This window comes from Polaromonas sp. P1_H6, assembly GCF_056405195.1.
In genome coordinates this window covers 93771-114668 of sequence record NZ_JBFUCN010000006.1, presented here as the reverse complement: position 1 = coordinate 114668, position 20898 = coordinate 93771, and the positions used below count along the sequence as shown (strand labels likewise).

The 20898-nt window shown below is 62.4% G+C and carries 16 protein-coding genes, 1 tRNA gene and 1 pseudogene; 9 read left to right on the top strand and 9 right to left on the bottom strand.

The window, feature by feature from the left end:
* Positions 1 to 26: 26 nt before the first annotated feature.
* From pepN to AC1D1F_RS07585, 4 genes are all read left to right on the top strand, one after another.
* Positions 27 to 2750, top strand: a complete 2724-nt coding sequence (gene pepN, locus AC1D1F_RS07600; RefSeq protein ID WP_477696058.1) for an aminopeptidase N — start codon at positions 27 to 29, stop codon at positions 2748 to 2750.
* Between the two features lie 17 nt (positions 2751 to 2767).
* Entirely contained in the window at positions 2768 to 3625 is an 858-nt protein-coding gene (locus tag AC1D1F_RS07595; protein WP_477696059.1) for a tetratricopeptide repeat protein, read from the top strand.
* Between the two features lie 72 nt (positions 3626 to 3697).
* The gene (locus tag AC1D1F_RS07590; protein WP_477678772.1) at positions 3698 to 4705 is read left to right on the top strand and encodes a class 1 fructose-bisphosphatase; all 1008 of its coding nucleotides are present in this window, start codon (positions 3698 to 3700) and stop codon (positions 4703 to 4705) included.
* Between the two features lie 23 nt (positions 4706 to 4728).
* Positions 4729 to 4804, top strand: a tRNA-Thr gene (locus AC1D1F_RS07585).
* Between the two features lie 108 nt (positions 4805 to 4912).
* Here the strand turns inward: AC1D1F_RS07585 and AC1D1F_RS07580 are convergent.
* From AC1D1F_RS07580 to AC1D1F_RS07550, 7 genes and pseudogenes are all read right to left on the bottom strand, one after another.
* A pseudogene (locus tag AC1D1F_RS07580) lies at positions 4913 to 5113 on the bottom strand (IS3 family transposase); the annotation flags it as partial.
* A 107-nt stretch (positions 5114 to 5220) separates the two neighbouring features.
* Positions 5221 to 6186, bottom strand: coding sequence for a hypothetical protein (locus AC1D1F_RS07575; RefSeq protein WP_477678773.1), 966 nt, complete (start codon positions 6184 to 6186; stop codon positions 5221 to 5223).
* 80 nt (positions 6187 to 6266) lie between these two features.
* Entirely contained in the window at positions 6267 to 6971 is a 705-nt protein-coding gene (locus AC1D1F_RS07570; protein ID WP_477678774.1) for a hypothetical protein, read from the bottom strand.
* Between the two features lie 22 nt (positions 6972 to 6993).
* On the bottom strand, positions 6994 to 8271 hold the full coding sequence (locus tag AC1D1F_RS07565) for a TRAP transporter large permease subunit (RefSeq protein ID WP_477700691.1): 1278 nt from the start codon (positions 8269 to 8271) through the stop codon (positions 6994 to 6996).
* Positions 8268 to 8840, bottom strand: a complete 573-nt coding sequence (locus AC1D1F_RS07560; RefSeq protein ID WP_477678711.1) for a TRAP transporter small permease — start codon at positions 8838 to 8840, stop codon at positions 8268 to 8270. Before AC1D1F_RS07560 ends, AC1D1F_RS07565 begins: the two co-directional genes overlap by 4 nt.
* Before the next feature lies 1 nt (position 8841).
* Positions 8842 to 9300, bottom strand: coding sequence for a type II 3-dehydroquinate dehydratase (locus AC1D1F_RS07555; protein ID WP_477678710.1), 459 nt, complete (start codon positions 9298 to 9300; stop codon positions 8842 to 8844).
* Between the two features lie 5 nt (positions 9301 to 9305).
* Complete coding sequence (locus AC1D1F_RS07550; RefSeq protein ID WP_477678709.1) at positions 9306 to 10337, bottom strand: TRAP transporter substrate-binding protein; 1032 nt, start codon at positions 10335 to 10337, stop codon at positions 9306 to 9308.
* A gap of 207 nt (positions 10338 to 10544) precedes the next feature.
* On the opposite strand from AC1D1F_RS07550, the gene AC1D1F_RS07545 reads away from it, so the two are divergent.
* The gene (locus AC1D1F_RS07545) at positions 10545 to 11324 is read left to right on the top strand and encodes an IclR family transcriptional regulator (protein WP_477678708.1); all 780 of its coding nucleotides are present in this window, start codon (positions 10545 to 10547) and stop codon (positions 11322 to 11324) included.
* A 34-nt stretch (positions 11325 to 11358) separates the two neighbouring features.
* On the opposite strand, the gene AC1D1F_RS07540 is transcribed toward AC1D1F_RS07545, so the two are convergent.
* Together AC1D1F_RS07540 and AC1D1F_RS07535 are read right to left on the bottom strand one after the other, a co-directional pair.
* On the bottom strand, positions 11359 to 12261 hold the full coding sequence (locus tag AC1D1F_RS07540; protein ID WP_477678707.1) for a pirin family protein: 903 nt from the start codon (positions 12259 to 12261) through the stop codon (positions 11359 to 11361).
* Positions 12262 to 12272: 11 nt separating this feature from the next.
* Positions 12273 to 14072 carry an amidohydrolase gene (locus AC1D1F_RS07535; RefSeq protein WP_477700690.1) on the bottom strand — a complete coding sequence of 600 codons (1800 nt, stop codon included), beginning with the start codon at positions 14070 to 14072 and terminating at the stop codon, positions 12273 to 12275.
* A 238-nt stretch (positions 14073 to 14310) separates the two neighbouring features.
* On the opposite strand from AC1D1F_RS07535, the gene AC1D1F_RS07530 reads away from it, so the two are divergent.
* From AC1D1F_RS07530 to AC1D1F_RS07515, 4 genes are all read left to right on the top strand, one after another.
* Positions 14311 to 15210 (top strand): LysR family transcriptional regulator, encoded by a 900-nt coding sequence (locus tag AC1D1F_RS07530; protein ID WP_477678468.1) that lies wholly within the window; start codon positions 14311 to 14313, stop codon positions 15208 to 15210.
* 173 nt (positions 15211 to 15383) lie between these two features.
* Positions 15384 to 16556, top strand: coding sequence for a hypothetical protein (locus AC1D1F_RS07525; protein WP_477697320.1), 1173 nt, complete (start codon positions 15384 to 15386; stop codon positions 16554 to 16556).
* 347 nt (positions 16557 to 16903) lie between these two features.
* The gene (locus AC1D1F_RS07520) at positions 16904 to 18568 is read left to right on the top strand and encodes a ShlB/FhaC/HecB family hemolysin secretion/activation protein (protein ID WP_477700689.1); all 1665 of its coding nucleotides are present in this window, start codon (positions 16904 to 16906) and stop codon (positions 18566 to 18568) included.
* Positions 18569 to 18600: 32 nt separating this feature from the next.
* Entirely contained in the window at positions 18601 to 20898 is a 2298-nt protein-coding gene (locus AC1D1F_RS07515; protein ID WP_477678263.1) for a two-partner secretion domain-containing protein, read from the top strand.

The following is a 20898-nucleotide window of genomic DNA, read 5'->3' as shown; positions in this document are numbered from 1 at the left end:
ACTGTTTTGATTTTGAGGAAGTAGCCATGTTGCAAATGCCCGATGACCGTGGATCAGGACAAGGACCCACGGTGGTCATCAACCGCGCCGACTACATCGCCCCCGCCTACTGGATTGACACCGTCGACCTGTGCTTCGACCTGGACCCGGCGAAGACCCGCGTGCTCAACAAGATGCGCCTGCGCCGCAACCCCGGCGTGCCGGCCCAGCCGCTCAAGCTCGACGGCGAGGAACTCAACCTGTCGCGCGTGCTGGTCAACGGCCAGGGCACCTCCTTCAAGATGGAAGGCAACCAGCTGGTGCTGGAAAACCTGCCCGAAGGCCACGAGCCCTTCGACCTCGAAATCTTCACCACCACCTGCCCGGCCAAAAACACCAAGCTGATGGGCCTCTACGTCAGCAACGACTCCTTCTTCACGCAGTGCGAGGCCGAGGGCTTCCGCCGCATCACCTACTTCCTGGACCGCCCCGACGTGATGGCCAGCTACACCGTCACCCTGCGCGCCGACAAGGCCCAGTACCCGGTGCTGCTGTCCAACGGCAACCTGGTCGACCAGGGCCCGCTGGAGCCCGGCCCCAACGGCGCGCGGCATTTCGCCAAGTGGGTGGACCCACATAAAAAGCCCAGCTACCTGTTCGCCCTGGTGGCCGGCCAGCTGGTCAGCCGTGAGCAGCGCATCACCTCGCGCGCCGGCAAGCAGCACACGCTGCAGGTCTACGTGCGCCCCGGCGACCTCGACAAGACCGAGCACGCCATGACCTCGCTGATGCATTCTGTCGCCTGGGACGAAGCCCGCTTCGGCCTGCCGCTGGACCTGGAGCGCTTCATGATCGTCGCCACCAGCGACTTCAACATGGGCGCCATGGAAAACAAGGGCCTGAACATCTTCAACACCAAGTACGTGCTGGCCAACCAGGCCACCGCCACCGACGTGGATTTTTCCAACATCGAGAGCGTGGTCGGCCATGAGTACTTCCACAACTGGACGGGCAACCGCGTCACCTGCCGCGACTGGTTCCAGCTGAGCCTGAAAGAAGGCCTCACGGTGTTCCGCGACCAGGAGTTCAGCCAGGACCTGGCCGGCGCCCCCTCGGCCCGCGCCGTCAAGCGCATCGAGGACGTGCGTGTGCTGCGCACCGCCCAGTTCCCCGAGGACGCCGGCCCCATGGCCCACCCCGTGCGGCCCGACAGCTATGTCGAGATCAGCAACTTCTACACCGTCACCATTTACGAAAAAGGCGCCGAGGTCGTGCGCATGATGCAGACCCTGGTCGGGCGCGAGGGTTTTGCGCGCGGCATGACGCTGTACTTCGAGCGCCACGACGGCCAGGCCGTGACCTGCGACGATTTCGCGCAGGCGATTGCCGACGCCAACCCGATGTCGGACCTGGCGCGCCTCTTGCCCCAGTTCAAGCGCTGGTACAGCCAGGCCGGCACGCCACGCGTGCGCGCGCAAGGCAGCTATGACGCCGTCGCCCGCACCTACACGCTGACGCTGGCGCAAAGCTGCGCGCCCACGGTGGGCCAGCCGGTCAAGCAACCGTTTGTGATCCCGGTCGGCCTGGGCCTGCTGGGCGCGGATGGGCAAGACCTGCCGCTGCAGCTCGCCGGCGAAAGCCAGCCGCCCGCCAGCACGCGCACCGTGGTGCTCACGCAGCCCAGCGAAACACTGACCTTCACCAACATCGATGCCGAGCCCGTGCCCTCCATCCTGCGCGGCTTCACCGCCCCGGTGGTGCTCGAGTTCGACTACACCGATGCCCAGCTGCTGCACCTGCTGGCGCACGACAGCGACCCCTTCAACCGCTGGGAGGCCGGCCAGCGCCTGGCCGTCAACCGCGCCATCGCGGCCATCACCGCGGTGTCCACCCCCGCCGCCGTGCTCGACGAAGCCTACCTGGACGCCATGCGCCAGGTGCTGCGCCACCCCACGCTCGATTCGGCCTTCAAGGAACTGGTGCTCACGCTGCCGTCCGAGACCTACCTGGCCGAACAACTCGAAGTGGTCGACCCGCAACGCATCCACGCGGTGCGCGAGTCCATGCGCCTGCAACTGGCCACGGCCCTGGCCGCCGACTGGGAGGCCGCCTACCAGGCCAACCACGACACCGGCGCCTACACACCCGACCCCATCTCCAGCGGCCGCCGCGCGCTCGCAGGCATGGCGCTGACCTATCTGTGCCTGGCCGCGCAAACCACGGGCGATGGCACCTGGCCCGGCAAGACCCTGCAGCGCTTCAAGGACGCCGGCAACATGACCGACCGCTTCAACGCGCTGGCCGCGCTGGTCTCCAGCGGCCATGCCCTGGCCGGCGAGGCGCTGCCGCTGTTCCACGCCATGTTCAAGGACGAAGCCCTGGTCATCGACAAATGGTTTGGCTTGCAGGCCGGCGCGCCCGACCGCAACGGCAACATCCTGCCGGCCGTCAAGCAGCTCATGAAGCACGCCGACTTCAGCCTGCGCAACCCGAATCGCGCACGCAGCGTGGTCAGCACCTACTGCCAGGGCAACCCCGCCGCCTTCCACCGCGCCGACGCCGCCGGTTATGTGTTCTGGAGCGACCGCGTGATGGAGCTCGACGCCATCAACCCGCAGGTCGCCGCCCGCCTGGCGCGCGCCCTGGACCGCTGGAGCAAGCTGGCCGAGCCCTACCGCAGCGCGGCGCGTGAAGCGATTGCCCGCGTCGCCGCCAAAACCGATTTGAGCAAAGACACCCACGAAGTGGTCTCGCGCGCATTGGCCGACTGAACGAGGACGACACCACCATGGCATTCTTCTCATTCGGTACCCCCGCACAGCGGTTTGCGAAAAAGTTCAAGCGGTTGAGCGACACCGTGTACGACGCCAGCGGCGTGTTCAGCGGTTCACGCATGTCGGCCGACCTGGCCGCTCTGCAGCCCCTGGCCGAAGCCGTGGGAGCCGACTCCGACGAAATGGCCGACCTGCTGTGGCTGCAGTTCGCGGTGTTCCACAAACGCCAGCAGGACACCGAAGGCCTGCCTCTGGGCCTGCGCGCCCTGGCCATGCGCGCCGCCAAAGGCAAGCTGACCCCCACCGGGCGTTATGAACAACACTACGCCATCGGTGAGTCGGCCCTGGAGGCCAAGGAATACGACACCGCCATCGAACACATTCAGCAGTCGGCCCACTGGGCCGCGCACGAAGGCGTCACGTTGAGCGTCGAGCAGAAGCTGGGTATGCGCGAAGAAATCGGTTACGCCCTGCACGAGGCCGGCCGCTTCGCCGAAGCGCTGGCGCACAACCGGCAACTGCTCACCGATGCGCAAGCCGCCTTCGGCTTCGGCACGGACAAGCGCCTGTCCGGCGTCATCAACAACCTGGCGCAAAATGCCTACGAGCTGGGCAGACATGCCGAGGCAAAAACCTGGCTGCAGCAGCGCCTGGCGCTGGGCAAGGCCCTGGAGGACACCGACATCGTGCTCGACGCCTTGTTCCAGCTCGGGGTGCTCGCGCACGAAATACGTCGGACTGCCGAAGCACGCGCCTTCTTCCAGCAACGCGTGGACATTGCGCGCGCCAAGGACGACGAGTACCTGCTGGAGAGCGCCCTGGCCACGCTGGCCGAATTTGAAGAGCGCAAACCGCAAGGCAAGCCCCGCTGATCACCTCGCCCGGCCATACCCGACAACAACATCGCCGCCAACCGATCCAACCTTTCATCCAACGGAGCCCCCATGTCCCAAAAAATCTCCCTGACCCGCTACCTGGTCGAGCAGCAGCGCATGGACGGCCACATCCCCTCGCAGCTGCGGCTGCTGCTGGAAGTGGTCGCGCGCGCCTGCAAGAGCATCAGCCAGGCCGTCAACAAAGGCGCGCTGGGCGGCGTGCTCGGCACCGCCTCCAGCGAGAACGTGCAAGGCGAAATCCAGAAAAAACTCGACATCATCGCCAACGAGGTGCTGATCGAAGCCAACGAATGGGGCGGCCACCTGGCGGCCATGGCCTCGGAAGAAATGGACAGCATCTACGTGGTGCCCAACCGCTACCCCCAGGGTGAATACCTGCTGCTGTTCGACCCCCTCGACGGCTCCAGCAACATCGACGTCAACGTCAGCATCGGCACCATCTTCAGCGTGCTCAAAAAGCCCGAAGGCCATGCCGGCGTCGAAGAAAAAGACTTCCTGCAGGCCGGCAACAAGCAGGTCGCGGCCGGCTACTGCATCTACGGCCCACAGACCACCCTGGTGCTGACGGTGGGCGACGGCGTCGCCATGTTCACGCTGGACCGCGAGCAGGGCTCCTTTGTGCTGACCGAAGAGAACGTCAGAATCCCCGAGGACACCAAGGAGTTCGCCATCAACATGAGCAACATGCGGCACTGGGATGCACCCGTGAAGCGCTACATCGACGAATGCCTGCAGGGCAAGGACGGCCCGCGCGGCAAGGACTTCAACATGCGCTGGATCGCCTCCATGGTGGCCGACGTGCACCGCATCCTGACCCGCGGCGGCGTCTTCATGTACCCCTGGGACAAACGCGAGCCCGAAAAGGCCGGCAAGCTGCGCCTGATGTACGAAGCCAACCCCATGAGCTGGCTGGTCGAGCAGGCCGGCGGCGCCTCCACCAACGGCAAACAGCGCATCCTCGACCTGCAGCCCGGCAAGCTCCACGAACGCGTCAGCGTCATGCTCGGCTCCAAAAATGAGGTCGAACGGGTGACCTCCTACCACTCCGGGCTATAATCTCGGGCTGTATTCCATAAAACGCCGGTGTAGCTCAGTCGGTAGAGCAGCTCATTCGTAATGAGAAGGTCGGGTGTTCGATTCATCTCTCCGGCACCAATAAAAGCCCCTGTTTCGCAAGAAACAGGGGCTTTTTTCTTGTTGGATTCCGTCGAAATCCGACCCACCTGGCGCGGCAAGGGGGTGCGGACAATTGCCTGGACTGGTTTATGTCGTAAATCCAAGGCTCTCCCGGTATTCGATGGGGCCAAGAAAGCCAAGAAAGCCAAGAGAGCCAGGAGAGCCAGGAGAGATCTTGATCCGCTTCTCGTTGCACCAGCGGATGCAGGAATCGACTACCTGAATGAACTGCTCAACGGTTGTGGTTTTCCAGTCCCGAGGGTAGAACAGTTCCGTTTTCAGCCGCCCGACCACCGCTTGAAGACGTTTACCAATGTCCGGGGCTTGCCGGAAGCTGCGGAATGCAGCCAACCAGCCTGCCATGTAAAGCAGGCAGCCTTCAAATGAATCGTCGTTTATCTGGCAACCGTCTTTGACGGTCCAGCCTTTCCTTTTGCGGGATTGAAATGTGACTCCACATTCCATGTCACAGTCATTTCACATTGGACCTTCCCGCTTGACCGTCCTGCTTTGCAGGAGACAGGGGTTTCACCAATAACGGTCGAACTGATGTTCACACCGGGTGCGGAGGTGAGCTTCGCACGCTCTTCTTTCACCCAATTCCTCGCCTGTTCTTCGCTAAGATAATTCGGCGTACGGATGGTTCTGGCAGCTTTGAATTTATAAACTTTTTGTTCAGGTGGAGTCTTGGCGACAGTCGAGTCGGACTTCTTTTCAACAACCGGCTTCGCGCCAGACTTGCTCGCGGCCGTCGCCTTCTGATCGGCGGGCACCCCCGTGAGAGTTGGGGAATTGTTCGAAGCTTTTACGGCCGGCCCGTTGTTTTTTGCCGCGGTCGGAGCATTTTGGGCCTGGACAGGCTTGCTGCCCTCACCCCAATTGCCGTGCAATACGTTGTCGTTAGACTTTAGGTTAATGTTTCGAAACCTTTCAGCAGCCGCCGCATCTGCGTAACACTCGTCCCCATAGCTTAGCTCGACCCTCTTAAAAATTGTGCCTGGATCGATGCTCCCCTCAGCGCGCTTCAAATTTCGTTTCGTGAAATCAAGTGCGCGAGCATTCAGGTCATTCTGGATCGCTTGATTCAGATTTAGTTTATTGGGACTATTGAAAGGTTGGTCGATTTTTACTCGCACAACATCAAGAACGATCCCAACTTTACGGTCAGCCGAAGATACTAAGGCATGGACATAGCATTCTTCAGCGAAAGATTGCCCGCCAGCAATTAACGCGATAAGTGCGAAAGCAACGCGTGGAGTATTTTTCATTTTTCCGGTGCCTGTTTTAAAAATTTTAAATTTCAGGATAGCACGGAAGAAGCAAATTGATACAGTTCCGGTCGCCTGTTTAGTGGAACCCAAACAACGTGACCGCATTGATCTTTGCACCCATTCGAGAACCAAAGCGTGGCTGAAAGAAAAGAAACCGGATTGACGGGGACTTACGCTGCCCCGCCCTGCGCGGCAGGATGCAAGTCATGCGTCCCCAGTGAATAGGAGAGAACGTAGATGCCGTGTGTCATGGCCGCAAGGGCGCCTGCAGCCTTGAGATTCTGCGGCGACAGCTCGTTGGCCAGGGCGTGTTGCAGGGCCTCCGTCTCATAGGACGACAGCAAGACAATCCAGTCGGCGGCGGCATCCCCGCCGCGGATTTTTTGCTCTTGGGTCATGGCTGCCTCCGGCGTTCGGGTTTGCAGCAGGTGCGCCCCGACGATGCCTCTGCTTTCCGCCTGGCGCGCCAGCAGCTTCTCCAGCCAGGCCAGCAAGGGCCCTGCCTGGCCATCCGCAGGTGACAGGCGAATCGTCAGCACCGCCCGGCCCAGTCCGGCACCGAAACTGCTGAGCAGCTTGCACTGGCTGCGCACCATGTGCAGGTGGTGCGGCATCATCTTCGCCGACCATGGCGACGGGTTGTTCAGGCTCTGCAGATATCCCGCGGAGGTGAGGGTTTCATACGATGCCAGCTCATACATCACAAAAAATCCCGTTCCACCGTCAATGTTGGACCAGCGTGAGCCGCGCAGAAAGCCTTCAATGCCCATGCGTTCCGGAAAGTGTTCGCGGGAGTGCCACTCCTGGAACTCCTCGCGTTGCGCGGGCAGGATGTCCCACCACATCGCTACTGCAGCCTTGCCTAAAAGTGCCATATCGTCGAACCTCAGTAGAACTTCAGTAAAACCAGCTTGCCGGAACCGTGACCAGTTTGGGGAATACCACCATCAAAAACATCACCGCGAACTCGGCGATCATGAACGGGATGACACCCTTGGTGACGTCGTCCATGCTGATCTTGCCGACCCCCGCCACCACGTTGAGCACCGTGCCCACCGGCGGCGTCACCAGCCCGATCGAATTGTTGATGATGAACAGCACGCCGAAATAGACCGGGTCGATGCCTGCGGCCTTGATCACGGGCATCAGCACCGGCGTGAGGATCAGGATGGTGGGTGTCATGTCCATCGCCGTGCCCACCAGCATCACCAGCACCATGATCGCCGCCATCAGCAAAATGGGGCTGTCCATGAAGGGCTTGAGCAGGTCCACCACCATTCCCGGCAGGTTGGCCACCGTGATCAGCCAGGCGCTGACCATGGCCGCGGCGATCAGGAACATCACGATGGCACTGGTCTTGGCCGACGCGACGAACACACCGTAGAGTTGCGGGAGCTTGAGTTCGCGGTAGATGACGGTAGAGACGAACAGGGCGTAGACGGCGGCCACCACGGCCGCCTCGGTGGGCGTGAACACGCCCATGCGCAGGCCAACCAGGATGATGACCGGCAGTACCAGCGCCCAGGTGGCGTCGCGGAACGCCTTCATGATCTCAGTGGCCGACTTGCGCGGCGGCGGCACGATGTCCTCGCGCCGCACCAGCCAGGCCCAGGTGATCCACAGCGCGCCGCCGATCAGCAGGCCCGGCACAACGGCCGCGAAGAAGAGCTTGGAGATCGACACGTTGGCCGCAACGCCGAAGATCACCAGCCCGATGCTGGGCGGGATCACGGGGCCGATCACCCCGACGGCGGCGATCAGGCCGCCGGCGCGCTTCTTGTCGTGGCCGGCCTTGACCATCATCGGAAGCAGCAGCGCGGTGAGCGCGGCCGCGTCCGCCACGGCCGAGCCCGATAGTGCCGACAGCAGGCAACCCGCCATGATGGTCACGTAGCCCAGCCCGCCCTTGACGTGGCCGACCAGCGCCATCGCCAGGTTGACGATGCGGCGCGACAGGCCGCCGACGTTCATGATCTCGCCGGCCAGCATGAAGAAGGGCACGGCCAGCAACGGGAAGCTGTCGGCGCCGCCGACCAGGTTCTGCGCCAGGATCTGCGCGTCGAACAGTTGCAGGTGCCACATCAGGGCGACACCGCTGGCCAGCAGCGCAAACGCGATGGGAATGCCCAGGGCCATGGCGGCCAGCAGCGAGCCGATGAAAATGAAGATGGTCATGGCCGTGCTCCCACGGTGTTGTCCGGCTGGCGCGCATCGTCCAGCACCTGCTTGAGCTGCACGGCCTCTTCCGACTCCTGCACCATGACCAGTTCGTCCTCCGACAGCTGGCCGGTGATGACCTTCCACAAATCCAGCAGCAGCAGGCCGCACGCAAGCACGCCGAACACGAGACCCGAGAGGTAGACGATGGACATGGACCAGCCGGTCGTCGGCGCCGTGACGTCCCAGTTGATCTTGACCTGCTCCCAGCTGCCCATGGCCAGCAGCACCACGATGAAGATCATCAGTGCGTGGCCGATGATGAGGCAGATCTTTTTGCCGATGACCGGCAGCCGCCCCACCACCATGTCGATGCCGAGGTGGCCGTGTTCACGCAGTGCGACCAGCGCTCCGAGAAAGGTGCCCCAGATGAACAGCCAGCGTGACAGCTCTTCGGACACCGTGATGCCCGAGTTGAAGCCGTAGCGCAACACGACGTTGCCGAACACCAGCACGACCATGATGGCCAGGCCGAGGGCGATGAGGAACTCAATGCCTTTGCAGGCCTTGTCGACGAACTTGTCCATGTCAGTTTTGCACGATGGGGGCCTGCGCTTCGCGCGCGATGTCGGTCACGACCCGAAGGCCCTGCAGGTAGGAGCGCGGGCCGAAGCCCTGGATCGTGCCCTTCACCGCCGGCGAGATGATCGAGTGGTGGCGCCAGGGCTCACGTGTCGCGAGGTTCGACATGTGCACCTCGACCACCGGGAAGGGCATGGCCTTGATCGCGTCATGCAGCGGCACGCCGTGCTGCGTTAAGCCGGCAGGGTTGACCAGCGCGCCCTGCGCCGTGTCGATGTGCTGGTGCAGGAAATCAATCAACGCCCCTTCGTGGTTCGACTGGATGGTTGCTAGCGTCACGCCCAGCTCTCCGGCCAGTGTTGCCAGCATGTCGTTGATCTGTGCGAGCGTCGTGGTGCCGTAGATGTGGGGTTCGCGGCGGCCGAACAGGTTCAGGTTCGGCCCGTGGAGCACAAGTATTTTCATGGCAGTCAGAACTTCGACACGCGTTCCAGCTCGGACTTGAAGAGGGCCACGATGGCCGGGTCATACGCGGCGGAGAACTTCTCGTAGACGGGACGCACGTCGGCGCGCATCTTGGCCAGCTCGGCGGGCGGAACGTCGTTGTAGAGCATGCCCTTGGCCGTGAGCTCGCCCAGGGCCTTGGCCGAGACTTCACGGCTGACCACGCGCTGCCAGTTTTGGGCTTCGATGGCGGCGTCCTGCAGGATTTTGTGCTCGGTCGCCGAGAGCTTGTCCCAGAAGCGCTTGCTGATCTGGATCGGGTTGGTGGCATAGACGTGGTTGGTGCCGCTCACGTACTTCTGCACTTCATAGAACTTGCTCGAGGCAATCACCGCGAAGGGGTTTTCCTGGCCATCCACAGCCTTGCTTTCGAGCGCGCCGTACAGCTCGGCAAAGGGCATAGGCACCGGGTTGGCCTTGAAGGTCTTGAAGGTTTCCAGGAACACCGGGTTCGGGATCACGCGCAGCTTCAGGCCTTCCAGGTCGGCGCCCTTCATGATGGGGCGCTTGCTGTTGGTGACGTTGCGAAAGCCCAGGTCGAAGAAGCCCAGCACGATCACGCCCTTTTCAGGCAGTTTGGCGGTGAGCATCTTGCCCAGGGGGCCGTCGACCAGCGCGTCAGCCTGTTTCGCATTGGCGAAGAGGAAGGGAAAATCGAGCAGGCCGAATTCCTTGACGATGCCGTTCAGCGACGTCGTCGAGGCCACCAGCATTTCCTGCACGCCACCCTGCAGCGCGGATTGCTGCTGCAGCTCGTTGCCGAGCTGGGAGGCCGCGAATTCCTGCACCTTGATCTTGCCGCCGCTCTTGGCGGCGACGATCTCGGCGAACTTGCGCACGCCCAGGCTGGTCGGGTGGTCGGGGTTGTTCAGGTGGCCGAACTTGATGGTGCGTTCCTGGATGTCCTGGGCCATGGCGGTGGTCGAGAGGCCCAACAGGGCGGCTGCGGCCAGGGCGAGGGTGCGGCGGGTGAAGCGAAGTGAGGGCATCGGCGTCATGGAAGGTTCCTTTTGTCTCGGATTTGAATAGTGGAAAGTGAGCGGACGGGCAGCGCCGATACGCGCGCCACCCTCAGGGCAGGCTGGATCATCAATCAATGTGGAAAGTCTTTCCATTATGGAAAACCATTATCATTCCGTGATTGGCCCGGCCGCAAAGGCGTGGCCAAATAGCGCCATGCCTTTGCCTGAACACGTCATTTCTCCATGAGCACCCTTCTCGAACGAAGCTTCAAAACCCTGGAGCATCTGGCCGTGCACCCCGAGGGGCAAACCGTCTCCATGCTTGCCGCCACGCTCGACATGCCGCTCAGCGCCACCCACCGGCTGCTGGCCGAGCTGTGCCGCTGCGGTTATGTGCGCCAGGTGCGTGAGCAGGGCGAATACGTTTTGACCATCAAGCTCGTGTCGCTGGGCCTGGGCTTTTTGAGCGCGTCGGGCGTGGTTGATGTGGCGCAGCCGCTGCTCGACAGCCTGGCCGAAGAATCGGGCGAGCTGGTGCGCCTGGCCGTGGTCGACGGTGACGACCTCACCTTTGTCGCCAAGGCTCAGGGCGCACGCCGCGGCCTGCGTTACGACCCCGACATGGGCCTGTCGGTGCGCCTCTCGTGCAGCTCCGCCGGCCACGCCTGGCTGTCGACCCTGAGCGACGAAGAAGCCATGCGGCTGGTAGCGAAACAGGGCTTTGGTTTACCCAAAGACTTCGGCCCCAAGGCCCCCACCACCGTCAAGGCGCTGCTGGCCTATGTGCAGGCAGCACGCAAGCGCGGCTTCAGCATGATCAACGAAGTGTTTGCCCCGCAGATGACGGCCATGGCCGCACCGGTGATGTCACCCACGGGTGCGATAGGCGTGGTCACCATCGCCGGCCCGCTGGTGCGCCTGACCGAGGCGCGCATGGAGGAGTTGTCGGAAGCATTGCTGGACACGGCCGAAAAGATTCGCTCGGCCAGCGGTGCGTCAGCCATGTTCAAGAAGCGGGCCTGAGCAGCGCCCGGGCGGGTCTGACGGCCAAGGAGGCTCACGCCTTGAAGACGGGGATCGTGCCGCTGGCGTTTCGCCGGTCGCCGGCCGCAAGCAGGAGCCGCCGCAAGCGCTCAATGTTGGCCTCACCCTTGGCCAGTGCGTCTGCGGAGGTGTGGACGGAGTAGCTCCCAAGATGCAAATCATGAGGATGGGGTGCCGCGGACCCAATCACGAAGATGGCGTCGCCGGTTGGGCCGGCCTTCAATTTGATCGGCTGGACTGCCTGCTCAAAAATGACCATTTCGCCGGCTTCGGCTGGGGTCTCCTCGATCAAATGACCGCTTGAAACCGCCAGCCAGGCAAGCGGCTCCGTCGAAGGCGGCGTGAACGTCCACTCGGTGCCGGCGGCCAGCCTCACCAGCAGGTAAGTCACACCCTCAGGGGCGCGTGCCGGGCTGCGGACGCCTTCGTAGCTGCCGAGAATCACGTGCGCCGGCCCGGCAGTCGGGACGTGCCTGGCTTCAAGGTACTGACTGTCCACGTTCTCGTGCTCCAGGTCGGAACGCAAGGCAATCCAGAGCTGAAATCCCTTGGCTCCCGGCGTCGTCCCGCCGGACAGCTCTTTGCCGTGCCACACGCCCTTGCCCGCGCGCATCCACTCGAAGCCACCGAAACCGATGTGGCCGGTTCCGTCTGTTGGGTCGTCGAATCTCAGGTCTCCGTCGGTGATGACGGTGATCGTTGCAAGTCCCGAGTGCGGATGAATGGAGAAACCTGCTCGCGGGTCGTGGAGGTCGACGTTAAAAAGGTCGAGAAACACGAAGGGCTTGAGCATGTGACCAAGGTCCGATGGGCTCATCAAGCGGGTGATCGGGCCGTGTGTAGTGCCGCGCGTCCTGAAGGTGACGCGGCGAAAGCTTTCGCCGGCGGAAATCGGCAGGTCGTTGAGGGGGTTCATGGTTTCAGGCCTCATCGGGTTTCGTAGTAGCCGCCGAAGTGTTTGATCGGTGACCAGGCGGGCAGGATCTCGGGCAATGCCGGCGAAAGCGGCTGGTAGTCCTGCGCGCCGTACACCACCCGGCCATCCATGACGGTCAAGACCGAGGCGATGGATTTGATCTGGGATTCCGCAACCTCGAAGTAGTCCCTGTCCAGCAGCACGAAGTCGGCAAGGTGGCCCGGGGCGATCATGCCCAACTCGGATTCGGCATTCATGAACCACGCCGCACCGCGGGTGAAGAGCTTCAGCGCTTCGGCGCGTGACAGGCGGTTGTCCTTGGCCAGCACGTCGGTTCCGGAGACCGACTTCCCCGACACCATCCAGCTGATGCCGACCCACGGATTGAACGAGGCCGCCCGGAAGGCGTCGGTGGTCATGGCCAGGGGGATGCCGCTGTCGACGAGCTGGCGCAGGCGCGGGGTCAGCAATGCCTTGTCGCGGCCGTGGGTCTTGATGAATCCGTCGCCGTGCAGCGCCATCTTGGTGTCCAGGGCGATGCCGCCGCCCAGCGCCTTCACCCTGGCGATGTTCGCGGGACTGATGGTCTCGGCGTGCTCGATGCTCCATCGCAGGCCGTCGAGCGGCGTCTTTTCGTTCAGCTTCTCGAGCGCATCGAGGAAAGGCGTGATGTTTTCGTCGTAGCTGATGTGCTCGCGGAAAGGAATTCGCCGCTGGACTAACTTGGAGACGTCCCGCTCCACCAGTTCCCGCATCTTGTCCGGCTCGACGACGACCGCTGGACGGTCGAAGTTTTCATGATCGTGGACATCCGCCGACAGCAACTCGCCGGCACCGCGGTAGACATGACCGTGCGCCAGCTGCGGGTGCAAGTTGTGCCCGGGACTGATAGGCGCCGTCTTCGTGATCGCCGTGAGTTGCGCGTCCACCACGCTGCCCTCTCCGAACTGGATGTCCACGAAGGGCATGCGGATGTTGAGGCGGTTGTCCCGGGCAAGGGCGTCCACGGTGGGCACTGCCTTGGGATACCCGCGGAAGCCCGTGCCGGCATCGACGATGGACGTGACCCCGAAGCGGTTGAGGCTGTGAACCGTCTGGACCAGCGAGCTCACCTCCTCGTCGAAAGAGAGCTGGGGAACCATGGTCTCCAGGGCGATGAACAAGAACGTGTAGCCATGGACTACACCGGTGTACTTGCCCTGCTTGTCCTTCTCGAACTCGGTGCCCGGGACCTTGGGAAACTTGTCTGTGCCCACGCCGAGGGCATCCATCGCCTGCTGGTTCATGAAGGCGCGGTTGTAGGCGTACTGCACGATCAAGGGACGATTGGGGACGGCCCGGCGGAGTTCATCCAGGGTGGGGAAGCGGTTCTCCTCGAACTGGTAGGGAGACCAGCCGCCAATCACCTTCACCCAATGGCCTTCCGGTGTCCGTTTGGCTTGCTCACCCAGCATCGCCAGGGCCAGTCGCAGCGTTGGCACGCCTTCCCATCGCAGGGTGTAGTTGTAGCCACCTTCGTTGAGCACATGGGTGTGCGCGTCGATGATGCCCGGGATGAGCCGCCGGCCGCGGGAATCGATGACCCGGGTGTTGGCGTTCTTCAAACCCAGCACCTCGGCATCCGTGCCCACCGAGTAGATGCGGCCGTTTTTGACGGCCAGGGCGGACGCCGCGGCTTGCCCGGGATTGCCGGTGAAGATCCTGGCGTTGTGCACGATCAGGTCCGCGCCCGGCACCTCTTGCCTGGCTTGTGCATGGGTGTTGGCCAAGCCATTCACCACCATGAATCCGATCAGTAGTATCAACTTCACTGCTATTTCTCCATTCGAGGGATTTGAAAGACCGCCACCGTGCGGCGATCAGCGAACTGAACTCCGCGGCGGTGTGTGTTGGATGTGGATATGGCCTGCCCGGCCCGGCACAGTCAGGGATCGTTCTTGCTCGCGGCAACACGATTCGCTGATGGCCCGAGGCGAATCTTTGCACCATTCTTTGTGGTACGGTAGACCTCAAATTTGCGCATCTGTGTCGCATAAACAGGAACACCGGATGGAGATCGAAGAACTGCGAACCTTCGTGGAAGTTGCCGACGGGGGGGGCATCACAGCGGCCTCCCTTCGGCTCGGCGTGGCCAAGTCCATCGTCAGCCGGCGGCTCATCAGGCTCGAGGCGGAGCTGGGCGTTCAGTTGCTGGCTCGCACCACGCGGGGCGCATCTCTTACCGAGGCCGGTGCGGCATTTCGTGACTATGCGGCCAGGGTGTGTGCCGAGATAGAAATTGCCAAAGAGACGATCCTGCCCGCCGGCGAGCTTCGCGGCCGCTTACGCGTCGCGGCGCCGCTGTCCTTCGGGCCCACCCACTTCGCGCCCGTACTCGCCGAGATGGCGAGCCGGCATCCACAGCTTCACATCCAGACCTGCTACAGCGACCGCTTCGTCGACCTGGTGGCTGAAGGCTACGACTGCGCAATTCGCGTTGGCCATCTCGCGGACTCCAACCTGATGGCTCAATGTGTCGGGCCTGTGAACGGGAGCCTGGTCGCCAGTCCGGCCTACATCAAAGCGCACGGCGCGCCTCAAACCCTGGACGAACTCCTGGATCACGAAGCGCTCATGCAGGGCACGGAAACCTGGCAATTGATGCATGAAGGCAAAGTCGTCTCTGTCCGGCCCCAGGGCCGCTTCAAGGCAGACAACGGCATTGCGCTCGTCGCAGCGGCGGTAGCAGGTATAGGCATCGGCTACCTGCCCCTTGGACTCACCCGCCCCCATCTGGCTTCCGGCGCACTCGTGACGGTCATGCCGCAACACCCCACCAGGCCAGCAGGCGCCTACGTGGTGCGCCCACCGGGTCAGCATCCCGCGCGGAAGATCAGGGTACTGACGGAAATGCTGATGGACTATTTCAGCAGGTTTCCCGACTTCGACTTTGGGGAGGCTCAAGCTTGAGCAGTGGCCTCTTCCGGTACGGATCTTCTTGGTGACGATGCATCCACGGGAAGATGCGGCCCATCTCGTTGAGGGTGATGTACCCATGATTTCCCGCAAAAACTGCGGCGACTGGATTAGCGGGCCAACCTTCGTAATGAGAAGGTCGGGTGTTCGATTCAATTGGAAAAGGCATGACTGTTGTTGCTGTTTTTGAAGACCTCCGAGTAGCCGTTTCCGATGTCTTGCTGACGACTGATCAGCCCGGTCGGCATCTAACCATTCCAACAACGGGCTATACCGGAAATCTGTTGTCGGCTTTGCCGCTAAGTCCGACACGGCTCGTGCGTAAGTACGTGGAATTTAAAGCGCAATCGGGCCGTGGAATGCTATTGGCCGCAGGCAATGTCGAACACATAGAAAAACTAGCAGAGAACCTGCAGTGCATCTCCAACGGTACTTGCGCGCTGCCTACACATCTCCAACATCTGCTAGCTGATCGCAGCCCATGGGCAATCGCCGATACGGCGTCCAGATATACAGAATTTCAGGGGTTTTCTCAGTTCGAGGTTATCGGCTCTGCAGGCGATGCACTGTACACACGCACATTTGATGCATCGGCGATAAAACTCTCATTGCCCTATTTCGGCGTAGTCCGGGCCATCGGTAGCGGCGCCGCCGATGTGGCGAATTGGCTTGAAGCTCGGGCAAATCACTGGATTGAATGCGGACTCGACAGTGATGATCTTGAAATCAAGAGATTCCGGACCATGCACATGCTTCCCGCCATTTTTCTGGAGCAAGATACGCGCAGCACACTTCACACGCTTACAAAAGGTGTCGGTGGCTACTATGAAGCGTACTGGCTGGGGAAAGACGAACTGATACCGATGGATTCCGTGCTGACCATATTCGCTACGATTGTTGGCAAGCCACGTAACTACACCGTTGAACTAAGACGGTTGTTTTTTCATCTTTATAAGGACGGCTGGTTGTTCGTTGTTTCGCTGTTCAACTTGCCCAAGATTGTCGGCCTTGGACATCCCCTGAAGTGCCCGCTTGGTGATCTAGAGCAGTTTCCAATCCCACCATTAACAAACCCGACTGTTACGCCCAACTGGACGGTGGATCGGCTTGCGATGCAAGCCTGCGCCGCAGGCCATACGCGATTGATCCTATCTAAGGACGTAGACTCCAAGCCCATCACCCGCCGTTTTTTTCAAGGCCATCAACCACTCCACCGTTTGTTCGACCTCAAGGTGTCAGGTGGATATTTGAATATTGCTTTGAACCAAGCTGGGTTTTCGCATTTTGGAGCCAAATTCCTTAGCAGCGTCGATGATCCAATGGTCTTGAAACTTTGGTAGCTATGGCAGCAAGGCAGATGCAAAAACCAACACCGACCGCCATCAAACGCTTTCCCATGGATAGCCGCATTTGCTTTCGCTGGTTTGCTTTGCCTTCTGCTGTTCTGTGGGTTTCAGCTGCTCGGCACAGCAATATCTTCGCGTTGAATCCACATCGGTCGATGAGACCCCGCAAAACTGCGGTGAAGTGACAACAATAAGTGAGTTCACTAAGTAAATTCGCGGCTTGAAGGTGCTATTTTCAGTTACGCGCTGTTACGATCTACAGACGCCCTGAACAGAGCCTTCCGAGAGCTCCATTTCCCAAGTCATTTGTTCAGCCCACCGCCCCCCGTGGATAAGAACAAATGAGTCAAAGCCGCTTGATCAAACACCTGGCCCGTTGCGGCCTCACCGGCATGCTTGCAGTAGCTGCCGCCTCAACGGCCCTCGCGGCCGATGAGCGTTTTGACATTACGCGTTTCCAGGTGGAAGGCAATACCCTGCTGCCGGCGGCGGAAGTGGATCGCCTGGTCGGCCCGCTGGCCGGGCCGCAGCGTGGTTTTGCCGATATCCAGCTGGCGATCGAAGCCTTGCAGCAGGCTTATCTCAAAGCCGGCTATAGCACGGTGGTTGTGTCGGTGCCTGAGCAGGAACTGGCCGGCGGGGCGGTGAAGCTGCTGGTGCGGGAGAGCGTGATCTCCTCGATCACCATCAGCGGCAACGAACATTTCGATGAGGCCAATATCCGCGCCAGCCTGGTGCGGCTGCAGGTGGGCAGCGCGCCCCGCCTGGGCGCGATTTCCGAATCCATCCAGCTGGCCAATGAAAGCCCGGCCAAGCAGGTCGGCGTGACGCTGGCCGAGGGCGAGAAGCCGGGCACCATAGACGCCAAGGTCCTGGTCACCGACCACAAGCTGCTGCGCCTCATCACCACGCTGGACAATACGGGCTCGCCCTCCAGCGGCCGCTGGCGCACCGGCATTGCCGTGCAGCATGCCAATCTGTTCAACCGCGACCACGTGGGCACGCTGGCCTACACGACCTCGCCGGACAGCCCTTCGGGCGTGAACCTGAATGTCTTTTCGGTCGGCTACCGCGTCCCGCTGTATGCCTTTGGCGACAGCGTCGACTTCATCTACGGCAAATCGAGCGTCAATTCGCCGGCCAGCTCCCCGGTGCTGGGCGGGCTGCTGGGCTTCACGGGCAAGGGCGACGTGTATGGCCTGCGCTGGAACCACTTCCTGGGCCGCAGCGGCGAAAGCACGGCCAAGCTGGTGCTGGGCCTGGACCACAAATTCGTGGACTCGCGCTGCGAGGTCGGCGGCGTCACGGTGAGCATTGCGCCGCCGACACCGCCGATTGCCTCCTGCGTGCCCTACAAGACCACGCCGCTGAGCATCACCTACAGCAGCCAGACCGAGAAGGTCGACCAGATATCCGGCTACAGCGTGGGCCTGTCGCGCAACATTGCCAGCGGCGAGCGCTACACCAATATTGACGGCCGCACCGACCGCTACTCTTACCTGACACCGGGCAACCGCGCCACGCGCGACGATTTCATGGCCGCGCGCGGCACGGCTTCCTGGTTCAAGGCCCTGGCCGGCGGCTGGCAGGCCAGGCTGGCCGGCAGCGCGCAGTTCACCGACACGCCTTTGCTGGCTGGCGAGCAGTTCGGCCTGGCCGGATCGACGGCGGTGCGCGGCTTCCAGGAGCGGGCCGTGGCGGCCGACAGCGGCATCGTGGCCAATGCCGAGCTGTACACGCCGGAGCTCGCCGGCAGCGTCGGCTTGCCGGGCCAGTTGCGCGGCGTGTTTTTTGTTGACGCGGGCCACGGCACCAACAACAAGGTGGGCAGCAGCGGTGTGCCGGGCAGCGTCACGGTGTCCAGCCTGGGCGCCGGCCTGCGTTATGTCTTGAGCCGCGATTTCAGCCTGAATGTGGACCTGGCGCGCGTGAACAACGCCGGCACCTCCCTCACGGAAAAACGGGGCGACTGGAATGCCCACCTGAGCGCCTCGCTGGCGTTCTGAAGAAGACGAAGAAGAACACAAGGTCCATCACCATGATCACCATGCATTCGAACCCGCACTCCAGTCCCCTTCGCCTCTCGCTGCTGGCCAGCGCCCTGTGGGTGGCCTGCGCCACGCAGGCCTTTGCCCAGGGCTTGCCGGCCGGCACCCTGCCGACGGGCTGGAACGTCACCTCGGGCAACGCGGCGATCACAAAAAACGGCAACACGCTGACCATCAACCAGACCAGCCAGCAGGCCATCGCGAATTTTGCGACCTTCAGCGTCGGCTCCAATGCGCTGGTCGACATCCACCAGATCAACAGCTCGGCCGCGCTGCTGGCCCGCGTCAACGGCGGCGACCCGTCGCTGATCCAGGGGCAAATCAGGGCCGACGGCGCCCTGTGGCTGATCAACCAGGCGGGCATCATGGTGGGGCCTGGCGCGCGCATCGACGTGGCGCGTTTCATCGCGAGTTCGCTGAACGTCAGTGACAGTGATTTCCTGGCCGGCCGCATGAACTTCAAGGGCACGGGCACACCGGGCGAAGTGCGCAATGAGGGCACTATCAACGCGGCCAGCGGCGGCAGCATCTACCTGGTGGGCGCCAATGTCGCCAATACCGGCAGCCTGAACGCGCCCCAGGGCGAGGTACTGCTGGCGGCGGGGCAAACCGTGCAACTGGTGGACACGGCAACGCCCGGCGTTTCCGTCGCCATCACCGGCACGCCGGGCGAAGTCCGCAACATGGGCCAGATCACGGCGGAAGCCGGCCGCATAGGCCTGGCGGCGGGCCTGGTGAGCAACAGCGGCACGATCAGCGCTTCCAGCGCGGTACGGGAAGGGGGCAGGATCTTTTTGCGCGCTTCGGGCGACGTCAAGACCTCGGCGATCTCCAGCATCAGCGCCAACGGCACGACCGGCGGCAATGTGGTGCTGATTGCCGAGAACGCGGCCTCCATTGACGGCCAGGTGTCGGCCACCGGCAGCGCGGGCCGCGGCGGCTATGTCGATACCTCGGGCAAAATTTCGCTGGACGTGGTCAACGTCCCGACGGTCGGCCAGGGCGGCGAATGGCACATAGACCCCTTCAACATCGAGATCGTGGCGGCCGGGCCGGATGCCGGCGTCGTGGGCACCAATGCCATCACATCCAATGAGACCGGCGCCCGTATCAACGCGGCGACCATCGTTGCCCAGCTCGATGCCGGCACGAATGTGAGCATCACCACGGGCACGGGCAACCCTGCCATGGACATGGCGCACGGCGACATCACGGTATCGGCTGCCATCAACAAGACCGCCGGGGGCGATGCCGCACTGACGCTGAACGCCAACAACAACATCATCATCAACGCGCCCATCACCAGCACCTCGAACAAGCTGGCCCTGAACCTGAACAGCAACTACCTGAACAACTATCCGGCGGACAACCACGCGGTACAGCTCAATGCCAACCTGGCGCTGAACGGTGGCGCGCTCACCGTGTCGCAAAGCGGGGGCAATGCCAACGGCACGCTCAATATCGTGGGCGGCACGACGACGCTGGCGGGCGGCTCGGCCATCAACGCCGCGGGCGTGAATGTGCAGGCCGGCGGCACGCTGGCCGGTGCCGGCACCCTGGCGCTGGGCGGTACCGGGACGCTGCTGAACAACGGCACCGTGTCACCGGGCACGGCAGGATCCGTCGGCACGCTGTCCGTCCAGGGCAAGTACACGCAGGGCAGCACTGGGGTGCTCAACATCAAGCTGGCGGCCACCGATAGCTTTGACAGGCTCGCCATCAGCAACACTGCCAGCCTGAACGGCCGGCTCAACGTCCGCGCGCTCAACGGCTTTGTGCCGCTTGCCGCGTCGTTTTACAACGTTGTGACGGCAACGGGTTCGGGCAGCGGCAGTTTCAGTACGGTCGATGCACCCAACATCACCTCCGCCGCCGGCACGGCGAACCTGGCCGTCAGCTACCCCGGCACAGGCACCGTTGCCCGCATCATGACAACCGCTTCCTCAGCGGACATCTGCTCGACCTCGCCCAATTCAATGCTCTGCCAGGTGCTGTCGGCCGCCGTCCCTGTCGCGGTCGCGGTCCAGCCCGCCACCACGGCGTCCACCACGGCGTCGAACATCATCGTCAGACAGCTCAGTCCCGGCGGGGCGCTGTTTATTTTCGAGGGTGAATCCACCCCCGAACAGGTCGCCGCCATGCCGGTTTCCATCCCGGCGGCCGGCAGTTCGGGTACTTCGTCGGCATCCGGCGATGACGCGAAAAAGAGCGATAAAAAAGAGGATCAGATGATCATTAAAACCGTTACCAAAACAGCACCGCCACCGCCAAAAACCTTCTGCAACTGA